This is a genomic window from Aeromonas sp. QDB03 (assembly GCF_027707985.1).
In the GTDB taxonomy this organism is placed as follows: domain Bacteria; phylum Pseudomonadota; class Gammaproteobacteria; order Enterobacterales; family Aeromonadaceae; genus Aeromonas; species Aeromonas hydrophila.
On sequence record NZ_JAPCJG010000011.1, the window covers coordinates 96,164 to 117,008 of the forward strand.

Genomic DNA, 20,845 nt, shown 5'->3' on the forward strand with positions numbered 1-20,845 from the left:
TGCATGATCGAGTCTGTTAATAAATATCCTTTATCCAGCCTGCTGGATATTGAAGCCCAGGCCATCTATGTCATTCCCCGTTATCAACGTGAGTACACATGGGGACGCTGGCAATGGGACGCCTTATTTGATGACTTGCTGGAAAATGATAATGACTACTTTCTTGGTTCGATCATCTGCATTAACCAGGAAAAAGATTCCCTAGCAACACGCAAGTTAGAGCTTGTAGATGGGCAACAGCGCATGACGACATTATCGCTGCTGTTAGCTGCAATCTATCAAAGCTTGAGAGTGTTCCCTGATTTAACGGACGATTATCGGTTCGAACTGTATAACCTTAAGCACAAGCTGGTGCTCAAGAAGCAGCTCGAACAACCACGCCTAGTTCCACAGGTACAAAACAATAATCAGCAGGATTTCTATCTGGTTCTTGGCGAGGCAGGTCTCCTTCAGGATGTGGAACCTGTGGCTTACGCCGGAACACGCCGGGTAATGAAAGCCTACCGGCATTTTTTAAGTCGTATCGAACAGCTGCAGGAAGGCAGCCATAACAAGGCTACCAGCCTCTTGGCATTAATTGAAAAGGTTAACTCAGCGACGTTGGTCAAAATCGATGTAAATAGCCACTCCGACGCTTACACATTGTTTGAGTCCCTGAACAACCGAGGGGTACCACTGACTGCAATCGACCTTATCAAAAACAAGCTGCTGGCAACGCTGGAGTCGAAAGACAAAGGCGGCATCGACAAGCATTACAACCGCTGGAAGAAGGTGATGGACGCCTTGGGCGATGACTATGGCATTCAAGAGCGTTTCTTCCGCCAGTATTACAATGCGTTCAAGCCTGAGTTAAAGGGCGTTGTGTCGGTGCCGGTGGCAACCAAATCGAACCTGATGCTGGTGTACGAAAAGCTGATCAGCCACGATGCCGAAGCCTTTTTGCAGGCTATGATCCGCCTGTCTGCATACTATGCGCAAATAGTTGGTTACCGAGCCGTGCCGGAGCAACCCAAGCTATCAAATTTGCTACTGTCTTTAGACCGGATCCAGGGTGCCGCAGCCTATCTGCTATTACTGGTCTTGTTTGAGCGAAAAGATGCACTGCAGTTAGAGAATGAACATTTGGAACAGACAGTAGACTTCCTGATCGCCTTTTTTGTTCGTCGTAACAGCACTGACCAGCCTCCAACCCGCGATCTGACTCGCATCTTTATGGACATCGCCGAGGGGATTCTCCCCCTACGGGGCAACGTGGTAGTCAGTCATATCAGACAATGTCTCAGAGCCAACAGCGCCAGTGATGAGCAGTTCGAGAACAGCCTCAAGGGCCCGATTTACGAAGACAACAAAGCGGTATGCCGCTTTGTGCTGTGCGCACTTGAAGAGGCCCGCATGACCCGGGAAACCCAGGTAGACTTGTGGGCAGTGAAGGGCAAGCAGTATGTTTGGACCATCGAACATATCTTCCCCCAGGGCGAAAAGATCCCTCAAAGCTGGGTAGATATGATGGCAGATGGTGATGCCGATAAGGCTGAAGAACATCGCCAGACTTACGTTCATTGCCTCGGTAACCTGACCATTTCCGGTTACAACAGTTCGCTGGGCAACAAGAGCTTTGCTGAAAAACAAAACCGTACCGACAGCCAAGGCCGCAAGGTTGGGTATAACAACGGCCTTTATCTGAATCACTCACTAGCTGCGGAAGAGAGCTGGACAATTGATAAGCTACGGGCCAGAACAAACCAGCTGGTAAAGAAAGTGCTGGAGCAGTTCCCTCTATCCGTAAGAGAACAATAGAACTCCAAAGTAATGCAGAACAGCCCTGCATTGGAGAGAAAAGATGATTAAAGAACTAAGATTGTGTGGTTTGAAGCGTACCGCCAGGGACTGCTATGAAACTGATTGATTTGCTGGCCGACGAAGTGCGGGCCAGTGCTGCCTATAACTCTAATATTCAGGTCGCGCCCAGCGTGATCCTCTGGACCGACAAACAACGCCAGTGGGAGAGTGCCCTGCCGCTGCTGCAGTCCGCTATGCCCGAGCTGGTGGTGCTGGGCGACTATGCCCCCGACAAGAAACAGGGTCCGGCCATCTGGATTAAGTGTGTGATTGAACGGGTGCTACCCGAGTTTGAGCTACCCGAAGATCGCACTCCCATCATTTATCTGCCGGGCCTTGAGCGACGGGACTTGCGGGCCATTGCCGAATGTCCCAAAGCCCTGATGCCCCTGGCCGAGCTGCAATACCGTGGTTGCTGGTGGGCCTATAACAGTGCGGGCCGCGACTGGACTGTAACGGCTTTTCTATCTTCCGCCAATGGCGGTGCCGGCTTGGATGTGGCCAGAGACGAAAATACGCTTCAGGCCATGTTGCGGGTACTGCCGGAAGTGCTGGAAAGCGAACGGGAAGATCTGGCCAACCGCCGGTTGGAGGCTGCCGATTTCAACAAGCTGATCTCCAGCGATCCGGTGCGCGATCTACTGAGCTGGATGAACGACAGCCAGGCCATGCAGGCTCGCTGGGACAGGACACGCTGGCAGGCGCTGCTTGGCATTTGTGAAACCGAATATCACTTCAGCCCCGAGCGCGATGGAGCCCTTACTGCCGCCGAGCTGCTGTGCCAACGTCAGGGAGTCTGGGAAAGCGTGTGGCAACGCTTTGTGGAAAGCAGCCATTACTACAGAAACCTGCCTCAGTTGCTGCTGAAGGTGGAGCCTGATTTGGCCGCAGATGGCTCAAGCTACCCGGTGATTAACCAGGCCGAAGAAAGCGCCCTGGAGCATGAACTGAGCCAGCTTCTTCCCCTTGGTTCGGCAGAGGTACGCAAGCAAATTCTCGCGCTGGAAAAGCTACATCAGGTTCGCCGACAGTGGATCTGGCACACGCTTGGATTATCTCCGCTGGTAGGCGCGCTGGAGCACCTGACCCATATCGCCCGGCTTACCGGTACCGCTTTTTCCGGTATTTCCATGGAAGAAATGGGACTGCAATACCGCGATCGCTACTGGGAAGCCGACGATCACTTGTTGCGAGCACTGGCCTATCCACTGAGTCCCCGTCAACAGGAGCTGATCCAGGGCCTGCTGGCACAGATGTATACCCCCTGGCTCGACGAAACCACCCGCACTTTTCAGGAGCTGGTGCGGCAGAAAGGCTATGCGGGCACCCAATTGGCCAAAGAAGCCACGGCGGAATATCAGCCCACCGGTGAGCTGGTGTTCTTTGTGGATGGCCTGCGCTTTGATATTGCCCGGCGACTGCTCCAACGCCTTGAGCACCTCGGTGATGTGCGGCTGGGCCATGACTGGGCCGCCCTCCCCTCGGTCACTGCCACGGCAAAGGCCGCCGTTACCCCGGTGAATGACCGCATTACCGGACGGGCCGACGATAAGGATTTTCAGCCCAGCCTGATGGAAAATGATACCCCCTTCTCCTCTCACTACCTGAAGAAATTCCTGGCCGAAAAAGGCTGGGGGTATCTGTCCGAAGGCGAAACCGGAGATCCAAGTACCAATGCCTGGGTGCAAAGCGGCGACATCGACAAGGAAGGTCATGTAAGAGGCCTTAAACTGGCCGCTCGTATCGATGCCCTGCTGGATGAAATTGTGGAGCGGATTGAAGAGCTACTGGCTGCCGGTTGGCGCAAAATTCGCATTGTCACCGACCATGGCTGGATACTAACACCAGAGCCCATGGCCAAGGTTGACCTGCCCAAACACCTGACTGAAACCCGCTGGAGCCGGTGCGCTCTGCTGAAACAGTCAGTGGCCAGCGGCTTTTTGCAGGTAGGCTGGTACTGGAACCCGCTGGTGAGTGTGGCCATGGCTCCCGGAGCCAGAAGCTTTGTTGCCGGCCGGCACTATGACCATGGCGGCCTGAGTTTACAGGAATGCTTGACCCCCGTGATTGAACTGGAAAGTCAGCAGCCGGTAACAACTACCAGTACTGTAACAGCGTCCATTACCGACATTCGTTGGCTGGGGCTGGTATGCAAGGTGAAGGCGGAAACCAATGCCGACACAGTGGTGGCCGTACTTCGCACCCTGCCGGCAGATCCAGATTCCGAGATTTGCACACGCAAACCACTCAAGGACGGTAAGTGCAGCCTGATGGTGGATGACCAGTATGAGCAAACCTCGGCAGTATTGGTGCTGCTGGACGCTCAAGGCAACCTTTTAGCAAAGAAACCAACATTGGCGGGAGATGAATAGTGGAACTGGACCAACTGGACCGAAAAGCCGCCGAGGCCTTTGAAGGCTACCTTGTTCGCAAGGATCTGGTGAGAACCTTCGCCCGCCAGTTTCCGGTCCCCACCTATGTGGTGGAGTTTATGCTGGGCCGCTATTGTGCCAGCACAGACCCGGTCGAGATTGAAGAAGGTCTTGAAATCGTGCAGCGGCAGTTGTCCTCACGCACGGTGCGCGCCGGTGAAGAGGAACTGTTCAAGGCGAAGGCCTATAAGGCCGGCACAGTAAAGCTTATCGACATCGTCAGCGTGCGCTTTGTTGAAAAGGAAGGAGGCTATGTTGCCTCCTTGCCCAGCCTGAACCTCAGCCGGGTGCGTATTGCTGACAAGATCGTCGATGACAATGAGCGTCTACTGACCGGCGGTTTTTATGCCGAAGTGACGCTGGAGTACGACCCCATCATCGCCGAGGAGAAAGGCAATGCCTTTGGTATTGCCGAGTTGCGCCCCATACAGATGTCCAAGCGCAACGTGCTGGAGGTGATGGCCGAAGCACGCCGTCATTTTGACAGCCGGGAGTGGCGCAACTTTCTTATCCGCTCCATTGGCCTTGAATCTGAAGCCCTGTCGGACAGGGCCAAGGACGCTGTTCTGCTGCGAATGGTGCCCTTTGTGGAGCGCAACTATAACCTGGTGGAGCTGGGCCCGCGCGGCACCGGTAAAAGCCACCTGTTCCAGCAGGTATCCCCCTATGCCCACCTGATTTCCGGGGGTAAAGCCACCATTGCCAAAATGTTCGTGAACAACGCCAGTGGCCAGCGTGGTTTGGTCTGTCAGTACGATGTGGTCTGCTTCGATGAGGTGAGCGGCATTTCCTTCGACACCAAAGAAGGAATCAACATCATGAAGGGCTATATGGAGTCCGGCGAATTCAGCCGTGGCAAAGAGAGCATCCGCGCCGATGGCTCCATGGTGTTTGTGGGCAACTTTGACGTGGATGTGGAGCACCAGCAGCGGGTTGGCCACCTGTTTGGCCCCCTGCCTGCGGAAATGCGTGACGACACTGCTTGGATGGACCGCATTCATTGCTATCTGCCCGGCTGGGATGTGCCCAAAATGAGTAAGGAGCTAACCACAGACCATTTTGGCCTGGTCAGCGACTTTTTCTCCGAGTGCATGAGCCGGCTGCGCTTTCAAAGCCGGGTATCCGCCATGCAAAACCGGGTACATCTAGGTGGCGCCCTCAGTGGCCGTGATACCAATGCAGTGAACAAGACCGTTTCCGGCCTGCTGAAGCTGCTGTATCCCGATCCGGATATGCCAGTGTCCGATGCAGATCTGGAATGGGCCACCCGTCTGGGCCTGGAAGTGCGTCGCCGGGTCAAGGAGCAGCAAAAGCGGGTAGGTGCAGCCGAGTTCCGCAATACACATTTCAGCTATTTCTGCCGTGACGATGGCATTGAAAAGTTTGTGGCAACCCCGGAATTGCGGGCCGACAACGAAATTGGTGATGACCCGTTGGAGCCGGGCCAGATCTGGACCATCAGCGAAGGCGGATCGGATATTGACGACAACGCCGGACTTTATCGGATTGAAGTGAACGAAGGGCCAGGCTCAGGGGTGAAAATTCTGAATAACCCCGCTCCCGCCGCCTTCAAAGAGTCGCTCCGCTATGCGGAGCAGAATCTTTACTCCCGTGCACAACAGCTGGTGGGAGACCGGGAGCCCCGCTCTCACGAATACAGTGTGCAGCTACGGGCGTTCGATACCTCCAAGAAAGGCTCCAAGCTGGGTGTAGCTGCTCTGATCGCCATGTGTAGCAGCCTGCTGAAAAAATCGGTGAAAGGTGGTCTGGTTGTGGTTGGTGAAATCAACCTAGGGGGTTCAATAGAACCCATCAATAGCGCGGTTAATATCGCCGAGCTGGCCGTAGAAAAGGGGGCCACTACCTTGCTGATGCCCGTTACCGCTCGTCGGCAGCTCTACGACTTGTCTGATGACATGGCGACCAAGGTGGATATCCAGTTCTACCTAGACTCCCGAGATGCGCTGCTGAAAGCGATTGTGGAGTAACCCGCTCGAGCGGCACATAGAAGGTGCGATCAATCGGGTCGCACCTTCGTCATAAATGGATGATCAGGTTTTGAACTTTGATATTAATCATCGACCAGGTCAGATAATAACTACAACTATCTGACCTCCATTTCACCTCGTGATACTGGCTCAATATTCCAGATAGATAGAATAATTGGCCCTACTTTCCATCCAATAGTTTTGACTAACCGGGATATCAGGCTTCCATAAGGAAGCCCCGCTCTAACATTCCAGATATATATGAAGGCATCTACCAAGATTCCAAGGAGCTCGTTCTGAAGCGACATTCCACTATCTGGAATATCCGCACCAAGATTCCAGATAGATAGTTATGTGGAGGGGAACTGGACAGGGATTGGCCGGGGATGAGGGCGCTGATTCCACTGGTCAATAAGCCACTGGATTCCATAGTTCCAACTTTGTCACGAACGAACAAACTCAACATTTTCAATAAGTTGATTGAACACCAACGCCTTCGGTGCCATGCTGAAATTATGTTCAGTGGTGGAGCAACACGATGGATGCGTTCAGTTGGGGGATGGTGGGCTTGCTGGCCTTCTTCACGCTTGTCTTCGTGTGGAGTCTGTATAGCTACAAGGCGCATGCAAAAGAGCGGCACCATGAAACCGATCGCTGATATCGCCCTCATGGCGGTGGTTGTGCTGGGCTTGATGGCACTGGGCAACACGCTGTTCGCATGGCTGCTGATCTGCCTGCCACCGGTGTACTGGTGCTGGCCAGTATTGGCGTGGACTACCAGACGGCCTATCACGGCCTGGCTACTGCTACTGGCCCTTGCCGCCCTCACCTGCTGGCATTGGCCCGCCGGGCTGTTCACTGCGCTGAGCATCGCACTTATCTGGACAGCGAAAACCCTGAAGACAACCCCACGCCCAAAGCGCAAGAGTGGGCCGGTCATCAAAAATTACTACTTCTGGAGCTGACTGCGCGCTTCCTTGGCCACACTGGCGATAAGGTGCCGAGAGCAGCCAAGCATCTCCTGGATCGCGGAATAACTGTGGCCTGTCACCAAGAGGCTACCGATGTACTGACGCTTCTTCTCATCTTTCTGCCTACCACGGTATTTCCCCTCCTCTTTGGCTTTGGCAATGCCTTGCTGCTGCCGGCGCCGCCTGTCGTCGTAGTCCTTGCGGGCCACGGCGGCCAGCATATCCAACAGCATTCCATTTACAGCCTGCAAGATGGTACTGGTGAAATCGGAGCCGCTGTCACCCTGTAATGCCACCCAGGAGGTTGGCAGCTCAGGGGAGACGATGGCCAGTTGCTTCTCCGCCAAGCGCGCCTTCAACGTCTGCCAGTCGGCCTGGGTCAAACGGGCAAGGCGGTCAATCTGTTCCACCAGAACAATGTCTCGGGGCCCGGCATCGCGAATAAGCCGCATCAGCTCGGGCCGGGCCAGCGTCGCCCCGGATTCGTTCTCCACATAAAAAGAGGCGATCTGGTGGCCATGCTCCCTGGCAAAGGTCACCAACTGCTCCTTGGCGCGCTCAGCGTCTTGATCGACAGTGGAGGCTCGCAGATAAGCGCGAATGAACATCGACGTCACCCTTAAGTCTGTTTTAAATAGTTCCTTAACATTAGTGCATTTTTGTCATTTTCAGAAGACGACTGCACCAGTTGATTGGGCGTAATGGCTGTTGTGCAGCCAGCTCCTGACAGTTCAATATCAGAAGTGATCTGCACCAATCTCGACTATGCTCAATACTCGTGTGCACCAAAGCGAGGTGAGCGGGGTTCTAGGGATTTTCCGTCCAAATGCGACATTCAGACTGCTAAGTGATTGATTTATTGTGACTGGCTATGTGAAGCGCCAAAAAAGTAATACCCCTCTGGAGGCCGCGGACGGCGTGGCCTCCAGAGCACTTTGTCGTTTTTGGACGGAAAATCCCTAGAACCCCAATGTTCTCGGCCTGGCGTGGCTCGGCCTGATCGGAGCGGGTTTAACCTACTTCCTTTGGTTCCGGGGGATCTCGCGACTCGAACCTACAGTTGTTTCCTTACTGGGCTTTCTCAGCCCGGGGACCGCCGTGTTGCTAGGATGGTTGTTCTTGGATCAGACGCTGAGTGCGCTTCAAATCATCGGCGTCCTGCTCGTGATCGGGAGTATCTGGCTGGGCCAACGTTCCAACCGCACTCCTAGGGCGCGTATAGCTTGCCGGAAGTCGCCTTGACCCGCATGGCATAGGCCTATCGTTTCCACGATCAGCGATCGGCTCGTTGCCCTGCGCCGCTCCAAAGCCCGCGACGCAGCGCCGGCAGGCAGAGCAAGTAGAGGGCAGCGCCTGCAATCCATGCCCACCCGTTCCACGTTGTTATAGAAGCCGCATAGATCGCCGTGAAGAGGAGGGGTCCGACGATCGAGGTCAGGCTGGTGAGCGCCGCCAGTGAGCCTTGCAGCTGCCCCTGACGTTCCTCATCCACCTGCCTGGACAACATTGTTTGCAGCGCCGGCATTCCGATGCCACCCGAAGCAAGCAGGACCATGATCGGGAACGCCATCCATCCCCGTGTCGCGAAGGCAAGCAGGATGTAGCCTGTGCCGTCGGCAATCATTCCGAGCATGAGTGCCCGCCTTTCGCCGAGCCGGGCGGCTACAGGGCCGGTGATCATTGCCTGGGCGAGTGAATGCAGAATGCCAAATGCGGCAAGCGAAATGCCGATCGTGGTCGCGTCCCAGTGAAAGCGATCCTCGCCGAAAATGACCCAAAGCGCGGCCGGCACCTGTCCGACAAGTTGCATGATGAAGAAGACCGCCATCAGGGCGGCGACGACGGTCATGCCCCGGGCCCACCGGAACGAAGCGAGCGGGTTGAGAGCCTCCCGGCGTAACGGCCGGCGTTCGCCTTTGTGCGACTCCGGCAAAAGGAAACAGCCCGTCAGGAAATTGAGGCCGTTCAAGGCTGCCGCGGCGAAGAACGGAGCGTGGGGGGAGAAACCGCCCATCAGCCCACCGAGCACAGGTCCCGCGACCATCCCGAACCCGAAACAGGCGCTCATGAAGCCGAAGTGCCGCGCGCGCTCATCGCCATCAGTGATATCGGCAATATAAGCGCCGGCTACCGCCCCAGTCGCCCCGGTGATGCCGGCCACGATCCGCCCGATATAGAGAACCCAAAGGAAAGGCGCTGTCGCCATGATGGCGTAGTCGACAGTGGCGCCGGCCAGCGAGACGAGCAAGATTGGCCGCCGCCCGAAACGATCCGACAGCGCGCCCAGCACAGGTGCGCAGGCAAATTGCACCAACGCATACAGCGCCAGCAGAATGCCATAGTGGGCGGTGACGTCGTTCGAGTGAACCAGATCGCGCAGGAGGCCCGGCAGCACCGGCATAATCAGGCCGATGCCGACAGCGTCGAGCGCGACAGTGCTCAGAATTACGATCAGGGGTCTGTTGGGTTTCACGTCTGGCCTCCGGACCAGCCTCCGCTGGTCCGATTGAACGCGCGGATTCTTTATCACTGATAAGTTGGTGGACATATTATGTTTATCAGTGATAAAGTGTCAAGCATGACAAAGTTGCAGCCGAATACAGTGATCCGTGCCGCCCTGGACCTGTTGAACGAGGTCGGCGTAGACGGTCTGACGACACGCAAACTGGCGGAACGGTTGGGGGTTCAGCAGCCGGCGCTTTACTGGCACTTCAGGAACAAGCGGGCGCTGCTCGACGCACTGGCCGAAGCCATGCTGGCGGAGAATCATACGCATTCGGTGCCGAGAGCCGACGACGACTGGCGCTCATTTCTGATCGGGAATGCCCGCAGCTTCAGGCAGGCGCTGCTCGCCTACCGCGATGGCGCGCGCATCCATGCCGGCACGCGACCGGGCGCACCGCAGATGGAAACGGCCGACGCGCAGCTTCGCTTCCTCTGCGAGGCGGGTTTTTCGGCCGGGGACGCCGTCAATGCGCTGATGACAATCAGCTACTTCACTGTTGGGGCCGTGCTTGAGGAGCAGGCCGGCGACAGCGATGCCGGCGAGCGCGGCGGCACCGTTGAACAGGCTCCGCTCTCGCCGCTGTTGCGGGCCGCGATAGACGCCTTCGACGAAGCCGGTCCGGACGCAGCGTTCGAGCAGGGACTCGCGGTGATTGTCGATGGATTGGCGAAAAGGAGGCTCGTTGTCAGGAACGTTGAAGGACCGAGAAAGGGTGACGATTGATCAGGACCGCTGCCGGAGCGCAACCCACTCACTACAGCAGAGCCATGTAGACAACATCCCCTCCCCCTTTCCACCGCGTCAGACGCCCGTAGCAGCCCGCTACGGGCTTTTTCATGCCCTGCCCTAGCGTCCAAGCCTCACGGCCGCGCTCGGCCTCTCTGGCGGCCTTCTGGCGCTCCTGCTGCGGCGTCCGCTCGTGGGCCGTGGCGCGGGTCCGCGCGCCGGCCTCGTGCGCCTGGCGCTCGCGGGCGAGGTCCAGGGCGGCCGTCTTCACGTTCTGCCTTGCGCAGATGAGATAGATCTAGCGTGGACTCAAGGCTCTCGCGAATGGCTCGCGTTGGAAACTTTCATTGACACTTGAGGGGCACCGCAGGGAAATTCTCGTCCTTGCGAGAACCGGCTATGTCGTGCTGCGCATCGAGCCTGCGCCCTTGGCTTGTCTCGCCCCTCTCCGCGTCGCTACGGGGCTTCCAGCGCCTTTCCGACGCTCACCGGGCTGGTTGCCCTCGCCGCTGGGCTGGCGGCCGTCTATGGGGTTCTAGGGATTTTCCGTCCAAATGCGACATTCAGACTGCTAAGTGATTGATTTATTGTGACTGGCTATGTGAAGCGCCAAAAAAGTAATACCCCTCTGGAGGCCGCGGACGGCGTGGCCTCCAGAGCACTTTGTCGTTTTTGGACGGAAAATCCCTAGAACCCCGGGAAGGCGTCGACAGCTATCTGGCCGTACTGGACGCGCAACGCCTGCTGTTCAGCTCGCAGCAGCAGCTGGTATTGAATCAGCTGGCGCAGCTCAATAGCGAGATCGATCTGTACCGGGCATTGGGCGGCGGCTGGCACACGGCGTCAGTGGCGCCAGCTGCCGCCAGCGCCGATCCCGAAGCATGAAGTGTTGTCATCTGTTTTTCATGAGGAAACAAATCATGTTGTTGAGATCCTTGCCGGCCGGCGCACTGGCTGCGGCCTTGCTTGCCACGCCCGCCGTTGGTGCAGAATTGTCTGCCGCGGTGGGCGCCACGGGCCAGGGCGGCGCCACGTTGCGCATCGGTGCGTCAAAGCCCTGGGAAGCGCGCTGGTTCGACAGCGGCACGGGGCACCTTTCCGGTTACTGGGACGCGGGCTACACCTATTGGGTGGGCGGCAAAGAGGCTTCCGGAGCCCATTACGCCTCCCTAAATAAACCCGGCTTCGCGCTGGTGACGCAGAGCCAAGATCACTACGGTTTCGCCCTCTAGGCGGTAACGCGCCAGATAACCACTGTCCCCAAAGGGGATGACCCACTCGCGGAACACCTCCGGGAGCCCTTCAATAGGACGCCCCATCGCGGGTTGTTGCCCGAGCTGGGCCAGCGCCGAACGGATGGTTTGGGCTGCTCGCTGTGCAACAACTGGGCTCTTACTGTGCAAGAACTCGCGCAGCCGTTTAAGGTCACGCAGAGCAGCCGGAGAGAGGATCACTTGTGGCATGCAGGTGCACCACCTTCAATCTCGGTGCCCCAACCAGCCAACCACTGATCGGTCTCCTCAAGAGAGACATGCAAACCAGTCTCCTGAAACTCCTGCCAAGCATCGAGGGTATCGCGGCGGAACGCCTCCTTGCGCTCTTCGCGCTCAACATACTGGGTGATAGCTTCGCGCATCATCCAGTGCGCTGAACGGTCGCGGGCAGCAGCTAGCTGCTTGATCCGGCTTTGGGTATCGCTATCAAGTTTGATAGACATGGGTTTGGTAGCTGCGGACATAAGACCTCACTGTTAGCCAAAGGTATTACCTAGCGATACCTAAATTTACCACGCAATCTAAGCGCCGTCACAACCCGATTGCAGTACTGCAATGTCGCCCCCGAACTGGGGCGACTAGCGCAGTCTATCGCCACTGGCTCGGGGGCCGCCAAGCGCAGCGCGGCAGAGCGGGCTAGACCTTCATCCAGCGCAGCAACAGAGCCAGCGCCGCAATCCATGCCGCCACGTTCCAGGAAGGCCCCGCCAAGGCGCTGTAAAGTGGCCCCAGCGCCAGCCAGTCAGCCGCCCAGTACAGCAGGGCTTTCGCCGCGAACACGGCGGCCAGCGCCGCCACTGTGTGCCACAACATCAACCCCGGAAATCTATCGCTCAACCACATCGGCACCACCTCCCTTCAATCCAACTGAAGGCCTGCATCGAGGAGCCGCTGCCGCCACTCGGGGGTTCTAGGGATTTTCCGTCCAAATGCGACATTCAGACTGCTAAGTGATTGATTTATTGTGACTGGCTATGTGAAGCGCCAAAAAAGTAATACCCCTCTGGAGGCCGCGGACGGCGTGGCCTCCAGAGCACTTTGTCGTTTTTGGACGGAAAATCCCTAGAACCCCTGAGCATGGCGACGGACACCCCACGGATTCCAGAACAAGGCGTGGCCACTCTGCCTGATGAGGCTTGGGAGCGTGCGCGCCGTCGTGCGGAGATCATCAGTCCGTTGGCGCAGTCGGAGACGGTCGGGCACGAAGCGGCCGATATGGCGGCTCAGGCGCTGGGCTTGTCTCGGCGCCAGGTATACGTTCTGATCCGGCGTGCCCGGCAAGGCAGCGGCCTCGTGACGGATCTGGTGCCCGGCCAGTCCGGTGGAGGTAAAGGTAAGGGGCGCTTGCCGGAACCGGTCGAGCGCGTCATCCACGAGCTACTGCAAAAGCGGTTCCTGACCAAGCAGAAGCGCAGCCTAGCGGCCTTTCACCGCGAAGTCACTCAGGTGTGCAAGGCTCAAAAACTGCGAGTGCCGGCGCGCAATACCGTGGCCTTACGGATCGCTAGCCTTGACCCGCGCAAGGTCATCCGCCGGCGGGAAGGCCAGGATGCCGCTCGTGACCTACAAGGTGTGGGCGGCGAGCCTCCTGCCGTGACCGCGCCGCTGGAGCAGGTGCAGATAGACCATACGGTCATCGACCTGATCGTGGTCGATGACCGCGACCGGCAACCTATTGGCCGCCCGTACCTGACCCTCGCCATCGACGTGTTCACCCGCTGCGTGCTCGGCATGGTCGTCACGCTGGAAGCGCCGTCTGCCGTTTCGGTTGGCCTGTGCCTCGTGCATGTCGCCTGCGACAAGCGCCCTTGGCTGGAAGGACTGAACGTGGAAATGGATTGGCAGATGAGCGGCAAGCCCTTGCTGCTCTACCTAGACAACGCGGCCGAGTTCAAGAGCGAGGCCCTGCGCCGGGGTTGCGAGCAGCATGGCATCCGGCTGGACTATCGCCCGCTGGGACAGCCGCACTATGGCGGCATCGTGGAACGGATCATCGGCACGGCGATGCAGATGATTCACGACGAACTGCCGGGAACGACCTTCTCCAACCCTGACCAGCGCGGCGACTACGATTCCGAAAACAAGGCCGCCCTGACGCTGCGCGAGCTAGAGCGCTGGCTCACATTGGCGGTCGGCACCTACCACGGTTCGGTGCACAACGGCCTGCTCCAACCGCCGGCCGCGCGCTGGGCCGAGGCCGTGGCGCGTGTCGGCGTACCGGCCGTCGTCACACGCGCTACTTCGTTCCTGGTCGATTTTCTGCCGATCCTCCGGCGCACGCTGACCCGCACCGGCTTTGTCATCGACCACATCCACTACTACGCCGATGCGCTCAAGCCGTGGATTGCGCGGCGTGAACGCTGGCCGTCCTTTCTGATCCGGCGCGATCCGCGCGACATCAGCCGTATCTGGGTCCTGGAACCGGAGGGACAGCATTACCTGGAAATTCCCTACCGTACCTTGTCGCATCCGGCTGTCACCCTCTGGGAACAACGGCAGGCGCTGGCGAAACTGCGGCAGCAAGGGCGCGAACAGGTGGATGAGTCGGCGCTGTTCCGCATGATCGGCCAGATGCGTGAGATTGTGACCAGCGCGCAGAAGGCCACACGCAAGGCGCGGCGTGACGCGGATCGCCGCCAGCACCTCAAGACATCAGCTCGGCCGGACAAGCCCGTTCCGCCGGATACGGATATTGCCGACCCGCAGGCAGACAACTTGCCACCCGCCAAACCGTTCGACCAGATTGAGGAGTGGTAGCCGTGGACGAATATCCCATCATCGACCTGTCCCACCTGCTGCCGGCGGCCCAGGGCTTGGCCCGTCTTCCGGCGGACGAGCGCATCCAGCGCCTTCGCGCCGACCGCTGGATCGGCTATCCGCGCGCAGTCGAGGCGCTGAACCGGCTGGAAGCCCTTTATGCGTGGCCAAACAAGCAACGCATGCCCAACCTGCTGCTGGTTGGCCCGACCAACAATGGCAAGTCGATGATCGTCGAGAAGTTCCGCCGCACCCACCCGGCCAGCTCCGACGCCGACCAGGAGCACATCCCGGTGTTGGTCGTGCAGATGCCGTCCGAGCCGTCCGTGATCCGCTTCTACGTCGCGCTGCTCGCCGCGATGGGCGCGCCGCTGCGCCCACGCCCACGGTTGCCGGAAATGGAGCAACTGGCTCTGGCACTGCTGCGCAAGGTCGGCGTGCGCATGCTGGTGATCGACGAGCTGCACAACGTGCTGGCCGGCAACAGCGTCAACCGCCGGGAATTCCTCAACCTGCTGCGCTTCCTCGGCAACGAACTGCGCATCCCGTTGGTTGGGGTAGGCACGCGCGACGCCTACCTAGCCATCCGCTCCGATGACCAGTTGGAAAATCGCTTCGAGCCGATGATGCTGCCGGTATGGGAGGCCAACGACGATTGCTGCTCACTGCTGGCCAGCTTCGCCGCTTCGCTCCCGCTGCGCCGGCCTTCCCCAATTGCCACGCTGGACATGGCTCGCTACCTGCTCACACGCAGCGAGGGCACCATAGGGGAACTGGCGCACTTGCTGATGGCGGCGGCCATCGTCGCCGTGGAGAGCGGCGAGGAAGCGATCAACCATCGCACACTCAGCATGGCCTGTCGACAACCTCTCGCGCAACCAAGACATCGCGGTCGGACTGCAAGTGATCTTGAAGCCACGGGCCCGTCCCACCCCGACATGGACCTCGATGCCCGAACGGACGTTAGATTTCGAGTTCTAGGCGTTCTGCGATGAAGGTTGGATCCCAGCCGGGATTGAAAGTGTCGACGTGGGTGAATCCGAGCCGCTCGTATAGGCCACGCAGGTTCGGGTGGCAGTCGAGCCGCAGCTTGGCGCACCCCTGCGTTCGCGCGGCATGGCGGCAAGCCTCGATCAGCGCGGAGCTGACACCCCGGCCCGCATGTGTCCGTCGCACCGCGAGCTTGTGCAGATATGCGGCCTCCCCCTTGAGGGCGTCGGGCCAGAACTCGGGATCCTCGGCCGACAAGGTGCAACAGCCGACGATGCCGTCGCTGCAACTCGCGACTAGGAGCTCGGATCTCAGGACGAAGGTCTCCGCGAATGTCCGGTCGATCCGCGCGACGTCCCAGGCGGGCGTTCCCTTGGCGGACATCCACGCCGCAGCGTCGTGCATCAGCCGCACAACCTCGTCGATATCACCCGAGCAGGCGACCCGAACGTTCGGAGGCTCCTCGCTGTCCATTCGCTCCCCTGGCGCGGTATGAACCGCCGCCTCATAGTGCAGTTTGATCCTGACGAGCCCAGCATGTCTGCGCCCACCTTCGCGGAACCTGACCAGGGTCCGCTAGCGGGCGGCCGGAAGGTGAATGCTAGGCATGATCTAACCCTCGGTCTCTGGCGTCGCGACTGCGAAATTTCGCGAGGGTTTCCGAGAAGGTGATTGCGCTTCGCAGATCTCCAGGCGCGTGGGTGCGGACGTAGTCAGCGCCATTGCCGATCGCGTGAAGTTCCGCCGCAAGGCTCGCTGGACCCAGATCCTTTACAGGAAGGCCAACGGTGGCGCCCAAGAAGGATTTCCGCGACACCGAGACCAATAGCGGAAGCCCCAACGCCGACTTCAGCTTTTGAAGGTTCGACAGCACGTGCAGCGATGTTTCCGGTGCGGGGCTCAAGAAAAATCCCATCCCCGGATCGAGGATGAGCCGGTCGGCAGCGACCCCGCTCCGTCGCAAGGCGGAAACCCGCGCCTCGAAGAACCGCACAATCTCGTCGAGCGCGTCTTCGGGTCGAAGGTGACCGGTGCGGGTGGCGATGCCATCCCGCTGCGCTGAGTGCATAACCACCAGCCTGCAGTCCGCCTCAGCAATATCGGGATAGAGCGCAGGGTCAGGAAATCCTTGGATATCGTTCAGGTAGCCCACGCCGCGCTTGAGCGCATAGCGCTGGGTTTCCGGTTGGAAGCTGTCGATTGAAACACGGTGCATCTGATCGGACAGGGCGTCTAAGAGCGGCGCAATACGTCTGATCTCATCGGCCGGCGATACAGGCCTCGCGTCCGGATGGCTGGCGGCCGGTCCGACATCCACGACGTCTGATCCGACTCGCAGCATTTCGATCGCCGCGGTGACAGCGCCGGCGGGGTCTAGCCGCCGGCTCTCATCGAAGAAGGAGTCCTCGGTGAGATTCAGAATGCCGAACACCGTCACCATGGCGTCGGCCTCCGCAGCGACTTCCACGATGGGGATCGGGCGAGCAAAAAGGCAGCAATTATGAGCCCCATACCTACAAAGCCCCACGCATCAAGCTTTTGCCCATGAAGCAACCAGGCAATGGCTGTAATTATGACGACGCCGAGTCCCGACCAGACTGCATAAGCAACACCGACAGGGATGGATTTCAGAACCAGAGAAAGAAAATAAAATGCGATGCCATAACCGATTATGACAACGGCGGAAGGGGCAAGCTTAGTAAAGCCCTCGCTAGATTTTAATGCGGATGTTGCGATTAGGGGTCTGACGCTCAGTGGAACGAAAACTCACGTTAAGGGATTTTGGTCATGAGATTATCAAAAAGGATCTTCACCTAGATCCTTTTAAATTAAAAATGAAGTTTTAAATCAATCTAAAGTATATATGACCTAGATTCTACGTCAGTACTTCAAAAAGCATAATCAAAGCCTTGATAAATATGCATTCCTTCGAAATTCAGCTTTCACCCATTGGGTGAAAGAAAAGTGCTCAAAAATATGTTAAATTATCAGCTTTTATGACTCGATATATGGTAAAATAATAGTAAGAAAAGTAGTAAAAAGGGGTTCTAATTATGATTAATAAAATTGATTTCAAAGCTAAGAATCTAACATCAAATGCAGGTCTTTTTCTGCTCCTTGAGAATGCAAAAAGCAATGGGATTTTTGATTTTATTGAAAATGACCTCGTATTTGATAATGACTCAACAAATAAAATCAAGATGAATCATATAAAGACCATGCTCTGCGGTCACTTCATTGGCATTGATAAGTTAGAACGTCTAAAGCTACTTCAAAATGATCCCCTCGTCAACGAGTTTGATATTTCCGTAAAAGAACCTGAAACAGTGTCACGGTTTCTAGGAAACTTCAACTTCAAGACAACCCAAATGTTTAGAGACATTAATTTTAAAGTCTTTAAAAAACTGCTCACTAAAAGTAAATTGACATCCATTACGATTGATATTGATAGTAGTGTAATTAACGTAGAAGGTCATCAAGAAGGTGCGTCAAAAGGATATAATCCTAAGAAACTGGGAAACCGATGCTACAATATCCAATTTGCATTTTGCGACGAATTAAAAGCATATGTTACCGGATTTGTAAGAAGTGGCAATACTTACACTGCAAACGGTGCTGCGGAAATGATCAAAGAAATTGTTGCTAACATCAAATCAGACGATTTAGAAATTTTATTTCGAATGGATAGTGGCTACTTTGATGAAAAAATTATCGAAACGATAGAATCTCTTGGATGCAAATATTTAATTAAAGCCAAAAGTTATTCTACACTCACCTCACAAGCAACGAATTCATCAATTGTATTCGTTAAAGGAGAAGAAGGTAGAGAAACTACAGAACTGTATACAAAATTAGTTAAATGGGAAAAAGACAGAAGATTTGTCGTATCTCGCGTACTGAAACCAGAAAAAGAAAGAGCACAATTATCACTTTTAGAAGGTTCCGAATACGACTACTTTTTCTTTGTAACAAATACTACCTTGCTTTCTGAAAAAGTAGTTATATACTATGAAAAGCGTGGTAATGCTGAAAACTATATCAAAGAAGCCAAATACGACATGGCGGTGGGTCATCTCTTGCTAAAGTCATTTTGGGCGAATGAAGCCGTGTTTCAAATGATGATGCTTTCATATAACCTATTTTTGTTGTTCAAGCTTGATTCCTTGGACTCTTCAGAATACAGACAGCAAATAAAGACCTTTCGTTTGAAGTATGTATTTCTTGCAGCAAAAATAATCAAAACCGCAAGATATGTAATCATGAAGTTGTCGGAAAACTATCCGTACAAGGGAGTGTATGAAAAATGTCTGGTATAATAAGAATATCATCAATAAAATTGAGTGTTGCTCTGTGGATAACTTGCAGAGTTTATTAAGTATCATTGCAGCAAAGATGAAATCAATGATTTATCAAAAATGATTGAAAGGTGGTTGTAAATAATGTTACAATGTGTGAGAAGCAGTCTAAATTCTTCGTGAAATAGTGATTTTTGAAGCTAATAAAAAACACACGTGGAATTTAGGTTTCATTCTGGCGACGTCCGTATTTGCCTTTCGGAAGCATAAAATCGGACGCGTTGTGGCTCGCTTCAGGTAAAATATTGACTATTCATGTTGTTGTTATTTCGTCTCTTCCAGAATAAGGAATCCCATGGTTAAAAAATCACTGCGCCAGTTCACGCTGATGGCGACGGCAACCGTCACGCTGTTGTTAGGAAGTGTGCCGCTGTATGCGCAAACGGCGGACGTACAGCAAAAACTTGCCGAATTAGAGCGGCAGTCGGGAGGCAGACTGGGTGTGGCATTGATTAACACAGCAGATAATTCGCAAATACTTTATCGTGCTGATGAGCGCTTTGCGATGTGCAGCACCAGTAAAGTGATGGCCGCGGCCGCGGTGCTGAAGAAAAGTGAAAGCGAACCGAATCTGTTAAATCAGCGAGTTGAGATCAAAAAATCTGACCTTGTTAACTATAATCCGATTGCGGAAAAGCACGTCAATGGGACGATGTCACTGGCTGAGCTTAGCGCGGCCGCGCTACAGTACAGCGATAACGTGGCGATGAATAAGCTGATTGCTCACGTTGGCGGCCCGGCTAGCGTCACCGCGTTCGCCCGACAGCTGGGAGACGAAACGTTCCGTCTCGACCGTACCGAGCCGACGTTAAACACCGCCATTCCGGGCGATCCGCGTGATACCACTTCACCTCGGGCAATGGCGCAAACTCTGCGGAATCTGACGCTGGGTAAAGCATTGGGCGACAGCCAACGGGCGCAGCTGGTGACATGGATGAAAGGCAATACCACCGGTGCAGCGAGCATTCAGGCTGGACTGCCTGCTTCCTGGGTTGTGGGGGATAAAACCGGCAGCGGTGACTATGGCACCACCAACGATATCGCGGTGATCTGGCCAAAAGATCGTGCGCCGCTGATTCTGGTCACTTACTTCACCCAGCCTCAACCTAAGGCAGAAAGCCGTCGCGATGTATTAGCGTCGGCGGCTAAAATCGTCACCGACGGTTTGTAATAGCGGAAACGGAATGGGGAAACTCATTCCGTTTTTGTTTATCGCCTTAGACGGCAAAAGTGCTGTCGCCCACCTGCGCTTGCGCATACCAGGCCATAAGCTCCGTGGTTCCTGGTTCTCCTTCCGCTGGAGCCCAGTGCGCATAGTCATCGGCAGCCACGGGTTGATAGCCACCGTGTTTTACTTCAAAAATTATGCCACCGGTATCCAGCGACAGCACGGCATGCCAGGTTCCTGCGGCCATCTCCAGCACCGTACAGGTTTCCCCCAATATCGCCCGATGGGTGACGGTACCCCGATCGTCAAAATTCAGCACCACGAAACGACCCCTTAATGGCAACAGTAGCTCGAAGGTGTGAGGGTGTCGGTGCGGGCGCACGTAGGTCCCAGGTTCCATGGCAATAGCCAGACGTTGGACCGAATCGCTTAATTCTGGATGGAAATTACGGTGCGCGCGGAGCCGAGGCGATTGCACAGCCGCTGCGCTCTGTTGCTGCATATCGCTCATGGTAATTTGTTTCATCAGGATGACCTTGTCGATTAATGAATTGGGGGGGATTACCGTATGACGTCAGGGTGACAGAACCCGCAGAGCAAGTGAAGAACTGGGTTTGCCAATTTTTCCCTATCCTGATTTACTGAAATGGTATTGACGGTAGTGCTGATATTCAGGCCACTTTTTTAGTTGATAAAAGTCTGTAATTCTTTTTACCGTCTGGGAAAAATTTACGGTGGTAATCACCCCCCAATTATTTCAGTATGAGTAAACTTGGTCTGACAGTTACCAATGCTTAATCAGTGAGGCACCTATCTCAGCGATCTGTCTATTTCGTTC

The 20,845-nt window shown here is 55.8% G+C and carries 20 protein-coding genes and 1 pseudogene; 12 read left to right on the plus strand and 9 right to left on the minus strand.

The features are described 5' to 3' along the window. Positions 1-3: 3 nt before the first annotated feature. From PG900_RS20010 to PG900_RS20030, 4 genes are all read left to right on the plus strand, one after another. Positions 4-1,797 carry a DUF262 domain-containing protein gene (locus tag PG900_RS20010; protein WP_125941665.1) on the plus strand — a complete coding sequence of 598 codons (1,794 nt, stop codon included), beginning with the start codon at positions 4-6 and terminating at the stop codon, positions 1,795-1,797. A gap of 95 nt (positions 1,798-1,892) precedes the next feature. Further along, positions 1,893-4,211: a BREX-1 system phosphatase PglZ type B gene (gene pglZ / locus PG900_RS20015; protein WP_125941666.1), complete on the plus strand. Its 2,319-nt coding sequence runs from the start codon at positions 1,893-1,895 to the stop codon at positions 4,209-4,211. Beyond that, positions 4,211-6,259 carry a protease Lon-related BREX system protein BrxL gene (gene brxL, locus PG900_RS20020; protein WP_125941667.1) on the plus strand — a complete coding sequence of 683 codons (2,049 nt, stop codon included), beginning with the start codon at positions 4,211-4,213 and terminating at the stop codon, positions 6,257-6,259. The genes pglZ and brxL overlap by 1 nt, the downstream gene beginning before the upstream one ends. Before the next feature lie 641 nt (positions 6,260-6,900). Then, complete coding sequence (locus tag PG900_RS20030; RefSeq protein ID WP_125941668.1) at positions 6,901-7,224, plus strand: hypothetical protein; 324 nt, start codon at positions 6,901-6,903, stop codon at positions 7,222-7,224. Here PG900_RS20030 and PG900_RS20035 read toward each other — a convergent pair. Then, positions 7,209-7,838, minus strand: a complete 630-nt coding sequence (locus PG900_RS20035) for a recombinase family protein (RefSeq protein WP_125941669.1) — start codon at positions 7,836-7,838, stop codon at positions 7,209-7,211. The two genes, PG900_RS20030 and PG900_RS20035, sit on opposite strands and share 16 nt — an antisense overlap. A 373-nt stretch (positions 7,839-8,211) precedes the next feature. On the opposite strand from PG900_RS20035, the gene PG900_RS20040 reads away from it, so the two are divergent. Continuing rightward, positions 8,212-8,472 (plus strand): EamA family transporter, encoded by a 261-nt coding sequence (locus PG900_RS20040; protein ID WP_425330936.1) that lies wholly within the window; start codon positions 8,212-8,214, stop codon positions 8,470-8,472. 31 nt (positions 8,473-8,503) lie between these two features. Here the strand turns inward: PG900_RS20040 and tet(A) are convergent, their stop codons facing one another. Beyond that, the gene (gene tet(A), locus PG900_RS20045; RefSeq protein ID WP_001973670.1) at positions 8,504-9,703 is read right to left on the minus strand and encodes a tetracycline efflux MFS transporter Tet(A); all 1,200 of its coding nucleotides are present in this window, start codon (positions 9,701-9,703) and stop codon (positions 8,504-8,506) included. Between the two features lie 105 nt (positions 9,704-9,808). On the opposite strand from tet(A), the gene tetR(A) reads away from it, so the two are divergent. The 3 genes and pseudogenes from tetR(A) to PG900_RS20065 all read left to right on the plus strand — a co-directional run bounded on the left by tetR(A) (position 9,809) and on the right by PG900_RS20065 (position 11,694). Beyond that, positions 9,809-10,459 (plus strand): tetracycline resistance transcriptional repressor TetR(A), encoded by a 651-nt coding sequence (gene tetR(A), locus PG900_RS20050; protein WP_000164043.1) that lies wholly within the window; start codon positions 9,809-9,811, stop codon positions 10,457-10,459. A 702-nt stretch (positions 10,460-11,161) separates the two neighbouring features. Beyond that, positions 11,162-11,347, plus strand: a pseudogene (locus PG900_RS20060) (TolC family protein); the annotation flags it as partial. Between the two features lie 35 nt (positions 11,348-11,382). Continuing rightward, positions 11,383-11,694: a hypothetical protein gene (locus tag PG900_RS20065; RefSeq protein WP_052150402.1), complete on the plus strand. Its 312-nt coding sequence runs from the start codon at positions 11,383-11,385 to the stop codon at positions 11,692-11,694. Here the strand turns inward: PG900_RS20065 and PG900_RS23085 are convergent. The 3 genes from PG900_RS23085 to PG900_RS20075 all read right to left on the minus strand — a co-directional run bounded on the left by PG900_RS23085 (position 11,632) and on the right by PG900_RS20075 (position 12,549). Then, positions 11,632-11,925, minus strand: a complete 294-nt coding sequence (locus PG900_RS23085) for a type II toxin-antitoxin system RelE/ParE family toxin (RefSeq protein WP_011222050.1) — start codon at positions 11,923-11,925, stop codon at positions 11,632-11,634. The two genes, PG900_RS20065 and PG900_RS23085, sit on opposite strands and share 63 nt — an antisense overlap. Beyond that, positions 11,913-12,200: a CopG family ribbon-helix-helix protein gene (locus tag PG900_RS20070; protein ID WP_011222051.1), complete on the minus strand. Its 288-nt coding sequence runs from the start codon at positions 12,198-12,200 to the stop codon at positions 11,913-11,915. Before PG900_RS20070 ends, PG900_RS23085 begins: the two co-directional genes overlap by 13 nt. Positions 12,201-12,372: 172 nt before the next feature. Beyond that, positions 12,373-12,549, minus strand: coding sequence for a hypothetical protein (locus PG900_RS20075; protein WP_167576894.1), 177 nt, complete (start codon positions 12,547-12,549; stop codon positions 12,373-12,375). A gap of 264 nt (positions 12,550-12,813) precedes the next feature. On the opposite strand from PG900_RS20075, the gene PG900_RS20080 reads away from it, so the two are divergent. Together PG900_RS20080 and PG900_RS20085 are read left to right on the plus strand one after the other, a co-directional pair. Continuing rightward, on the plus strand, positions 12,814-14,493 hold the full coding sequence (locus PG900_RS20080) for a Mu transposase C-terminal domain-containing protein (protein ID WP_000179844.1): 1,680 nt from the start codon (positions 12,814-12,816) through the stop codon (positions 14,491-14,493). A 2-nt stretch (positions 14,494-14,495) separates the two neighbouring features. Beyond that, a complete protein-coding gene (locus PG900_RS20085; protein WP_001381192.1) occupies positions 14,496-15,488 on the plus strand; it encodes a TniB family NTP-binding protein in 993 nt (330 codons plus the stop codon). Here the strand turns inward: PG900_RS20085 and PG900_RS20090 are convergent. From PG900_RS20090 to PG900_RS20100, 3 genes are all read right to left on the minus strand, one after another. Then, on the minus strand, positions 15,457-15,957 hold the full coding sequence (locus tag PG900_RS20090; protein WP_000376623.1) for a GNAT family N-acetyltransferase: 501 nt from the start codon (positions 15,955-15,957) through the stop codon (positions 15,457-15,459). The two genes, PG900_RS20085 and PG900_RS20090, sit on opposite strands and share 32 nt — an antisense overlap. Before the next feature lie 127 nt (positions 15,958-16,084). Beyond that, a complete protein-coding gene (gene sul1, locus PG900_RS20095; protein ID WP_000259031.1) occupies positions 16,085-16,924 on the minus strand; it encodes a sulfonamide-resistant dihydropteroate synthase Sul1 in 840 nt (279 codons plus the stop codon). Further along, positions 16,918-17,238 (minus strand): DMT family transporter, encoded by a 321-nt coding sequence (locus PG900_RS20100; protein WP_118881660.1) that lies wholly within the window; start codon positions 17,236-17,238, stop codon positions 16,918-16,920. The genes sul1 and PG900_RS20100 overlap by 7 nt, the downstream gene beginning before the upstream one ends. A gap of 299 nt (positions 17,239-17,537) precedes the next feature. Between PG900_RS20100 and PG900_RS20105 the strand changes: the two genes are divergently transcribed. Then, positions 17,538-18,800, plus strand: coding sequence for an IS1380-like element ISEcp1 family transposase (locus PG900_RS20105; protein WP_125941896.1), 1,263 nt, complete (start codon positions 17,538-17,540; stop codon positions 18,798-18,800). Between the two features lie 334 nt (positions 18,801-19,134). Next, the gene (locus PG900_RS20110) at positions 19,135-20,010 is read left to right on the plus strand and encodes an extended-spectrum class A beta-lactamase CTX-M-3 (RefSeq protein WP_011091028.1); all 876 of its coding nucleotides are present in this window, start codon (positions 19,135-19,137) and stop codon (positions 20,008-20,010) included. Positions 20,011-20,056: 46 nt separating this feature from the next. Here PG900_RS20110 and PG900_RS20115 read toward each other — a convergent pair whose 3' ends face one another. Continuing rightward, a complete protein-coding gene (locus PG900_RS20115) occupies positions 20,057-20,533 on the minus strand; it encodes a WbuC family cupin fold metalloprotein (RefSeq protein WP_013023839.1) in 477 nt (158 codons plus the stop codon). Positions 20,534-20,845: the final 312 nt, after the last annotated feature.

Excerpts from the sequence above, each read along its gene's own strand:
- PG900_RS20010 (WP_125941665.1), top strand. The coding sequence starts at position 4 with ATGATCGAGTCTGTTAATAAATATCCTTTATCCAGCCTGCTGGATATT.
- pglZ (WP_125941666.1), top strand. The coding sequence starts at position 1,893 with ATGAAACTGATTGATTTGCTGGCCGACGAAGTGCGGGCCAGTGCTGCC.
- PG900_RS20030 (WP_125941668.1), top strand. The coding sequence starts at position 6,901 with ATGAAACCGATCGCTGATATCGCCCTCATGGCGGTGGTTGTGCTGGGC.
- PG900_RS20035 (WP_125941669.1), bottom strand. The coding sequence starts at position 7,838 with ATGTTCATTCGCGCTTATCTGCGAGCCTCCACTGTCGATCAAGACGCT.
- PG900_RS20065 (WP_052150402.1), top strand. The coding sequence starts at position 11,383 with ATGTTGTTGAGATCCTTGCCGGCCGGCGCACTGGCTGCGGCCTTGCTT.
- PG900_RS23085 (WP_011222050.1), bottom strand. The coding sequence starts at position 11,925 with ATGCCACAAGTGATCCTCTCTCCGGCTGCTCTGCGTGACCTTAAACGG.
- PG900_RS20070 (WP_011222051.1), bottom strand. The coding sequence starts at position 12,200 with ATGTCCGCAGCTACCAAACCCATGTCTATCAAACTTGATAGCGATACC.
- PG900_RS20075 (WP_167576894.1), bottom strand. The coding sequence starts at position 12,549 with ATGTTGTGGCACACAGTGGCGGCGCTGGCCGCCGTGTTCGCGGCGAAA.
- PG900_RS20080 (WP_000179844.1), top strand. The coding sequence starts at position 12,814 with ATGGCGACGGACACCCCACGGATTCCAGAACAAGGCGTGGCCACTCTG.
- PG900_RS20090 (WP_000376623.1), bottom strand. The coding sequence starts at position 15,957 with ATGGACAGCGAGGAGCCTCCGAACGTTCGGGTCGCCTGCTCGGGTGAT.
- sul1 (WP_000259031.1), bottom strand. The coding sequence starts at position 16,924 with ATGGTGACGGTGTTCGGCATTCTGAATCTCACCGAGGACTCCTTCTTC.
- PG900_RS20105 (WP_125941896.1), top strand. The coding sequence starts at position 17,538 with ATGATTAATAAAATTGATTTCAAAGCTAAGAATCTAACATCAAATGCA.
- PG900_RS20110 (WP_011091028.1), top strand. The coding sequence starts at position 19,135 with ATGGTTAAAAAATCACTGCGCCAGTTCACGCTGATGGCGACGGCAACC.
- PG900_RS20115 (WP_013023839.1), bottom strand. The coding sequence starts at position 20,533 with ATGAAACAAATTACCATGAGCGATATGCAGCAACAGAGCGCAGCGGCT.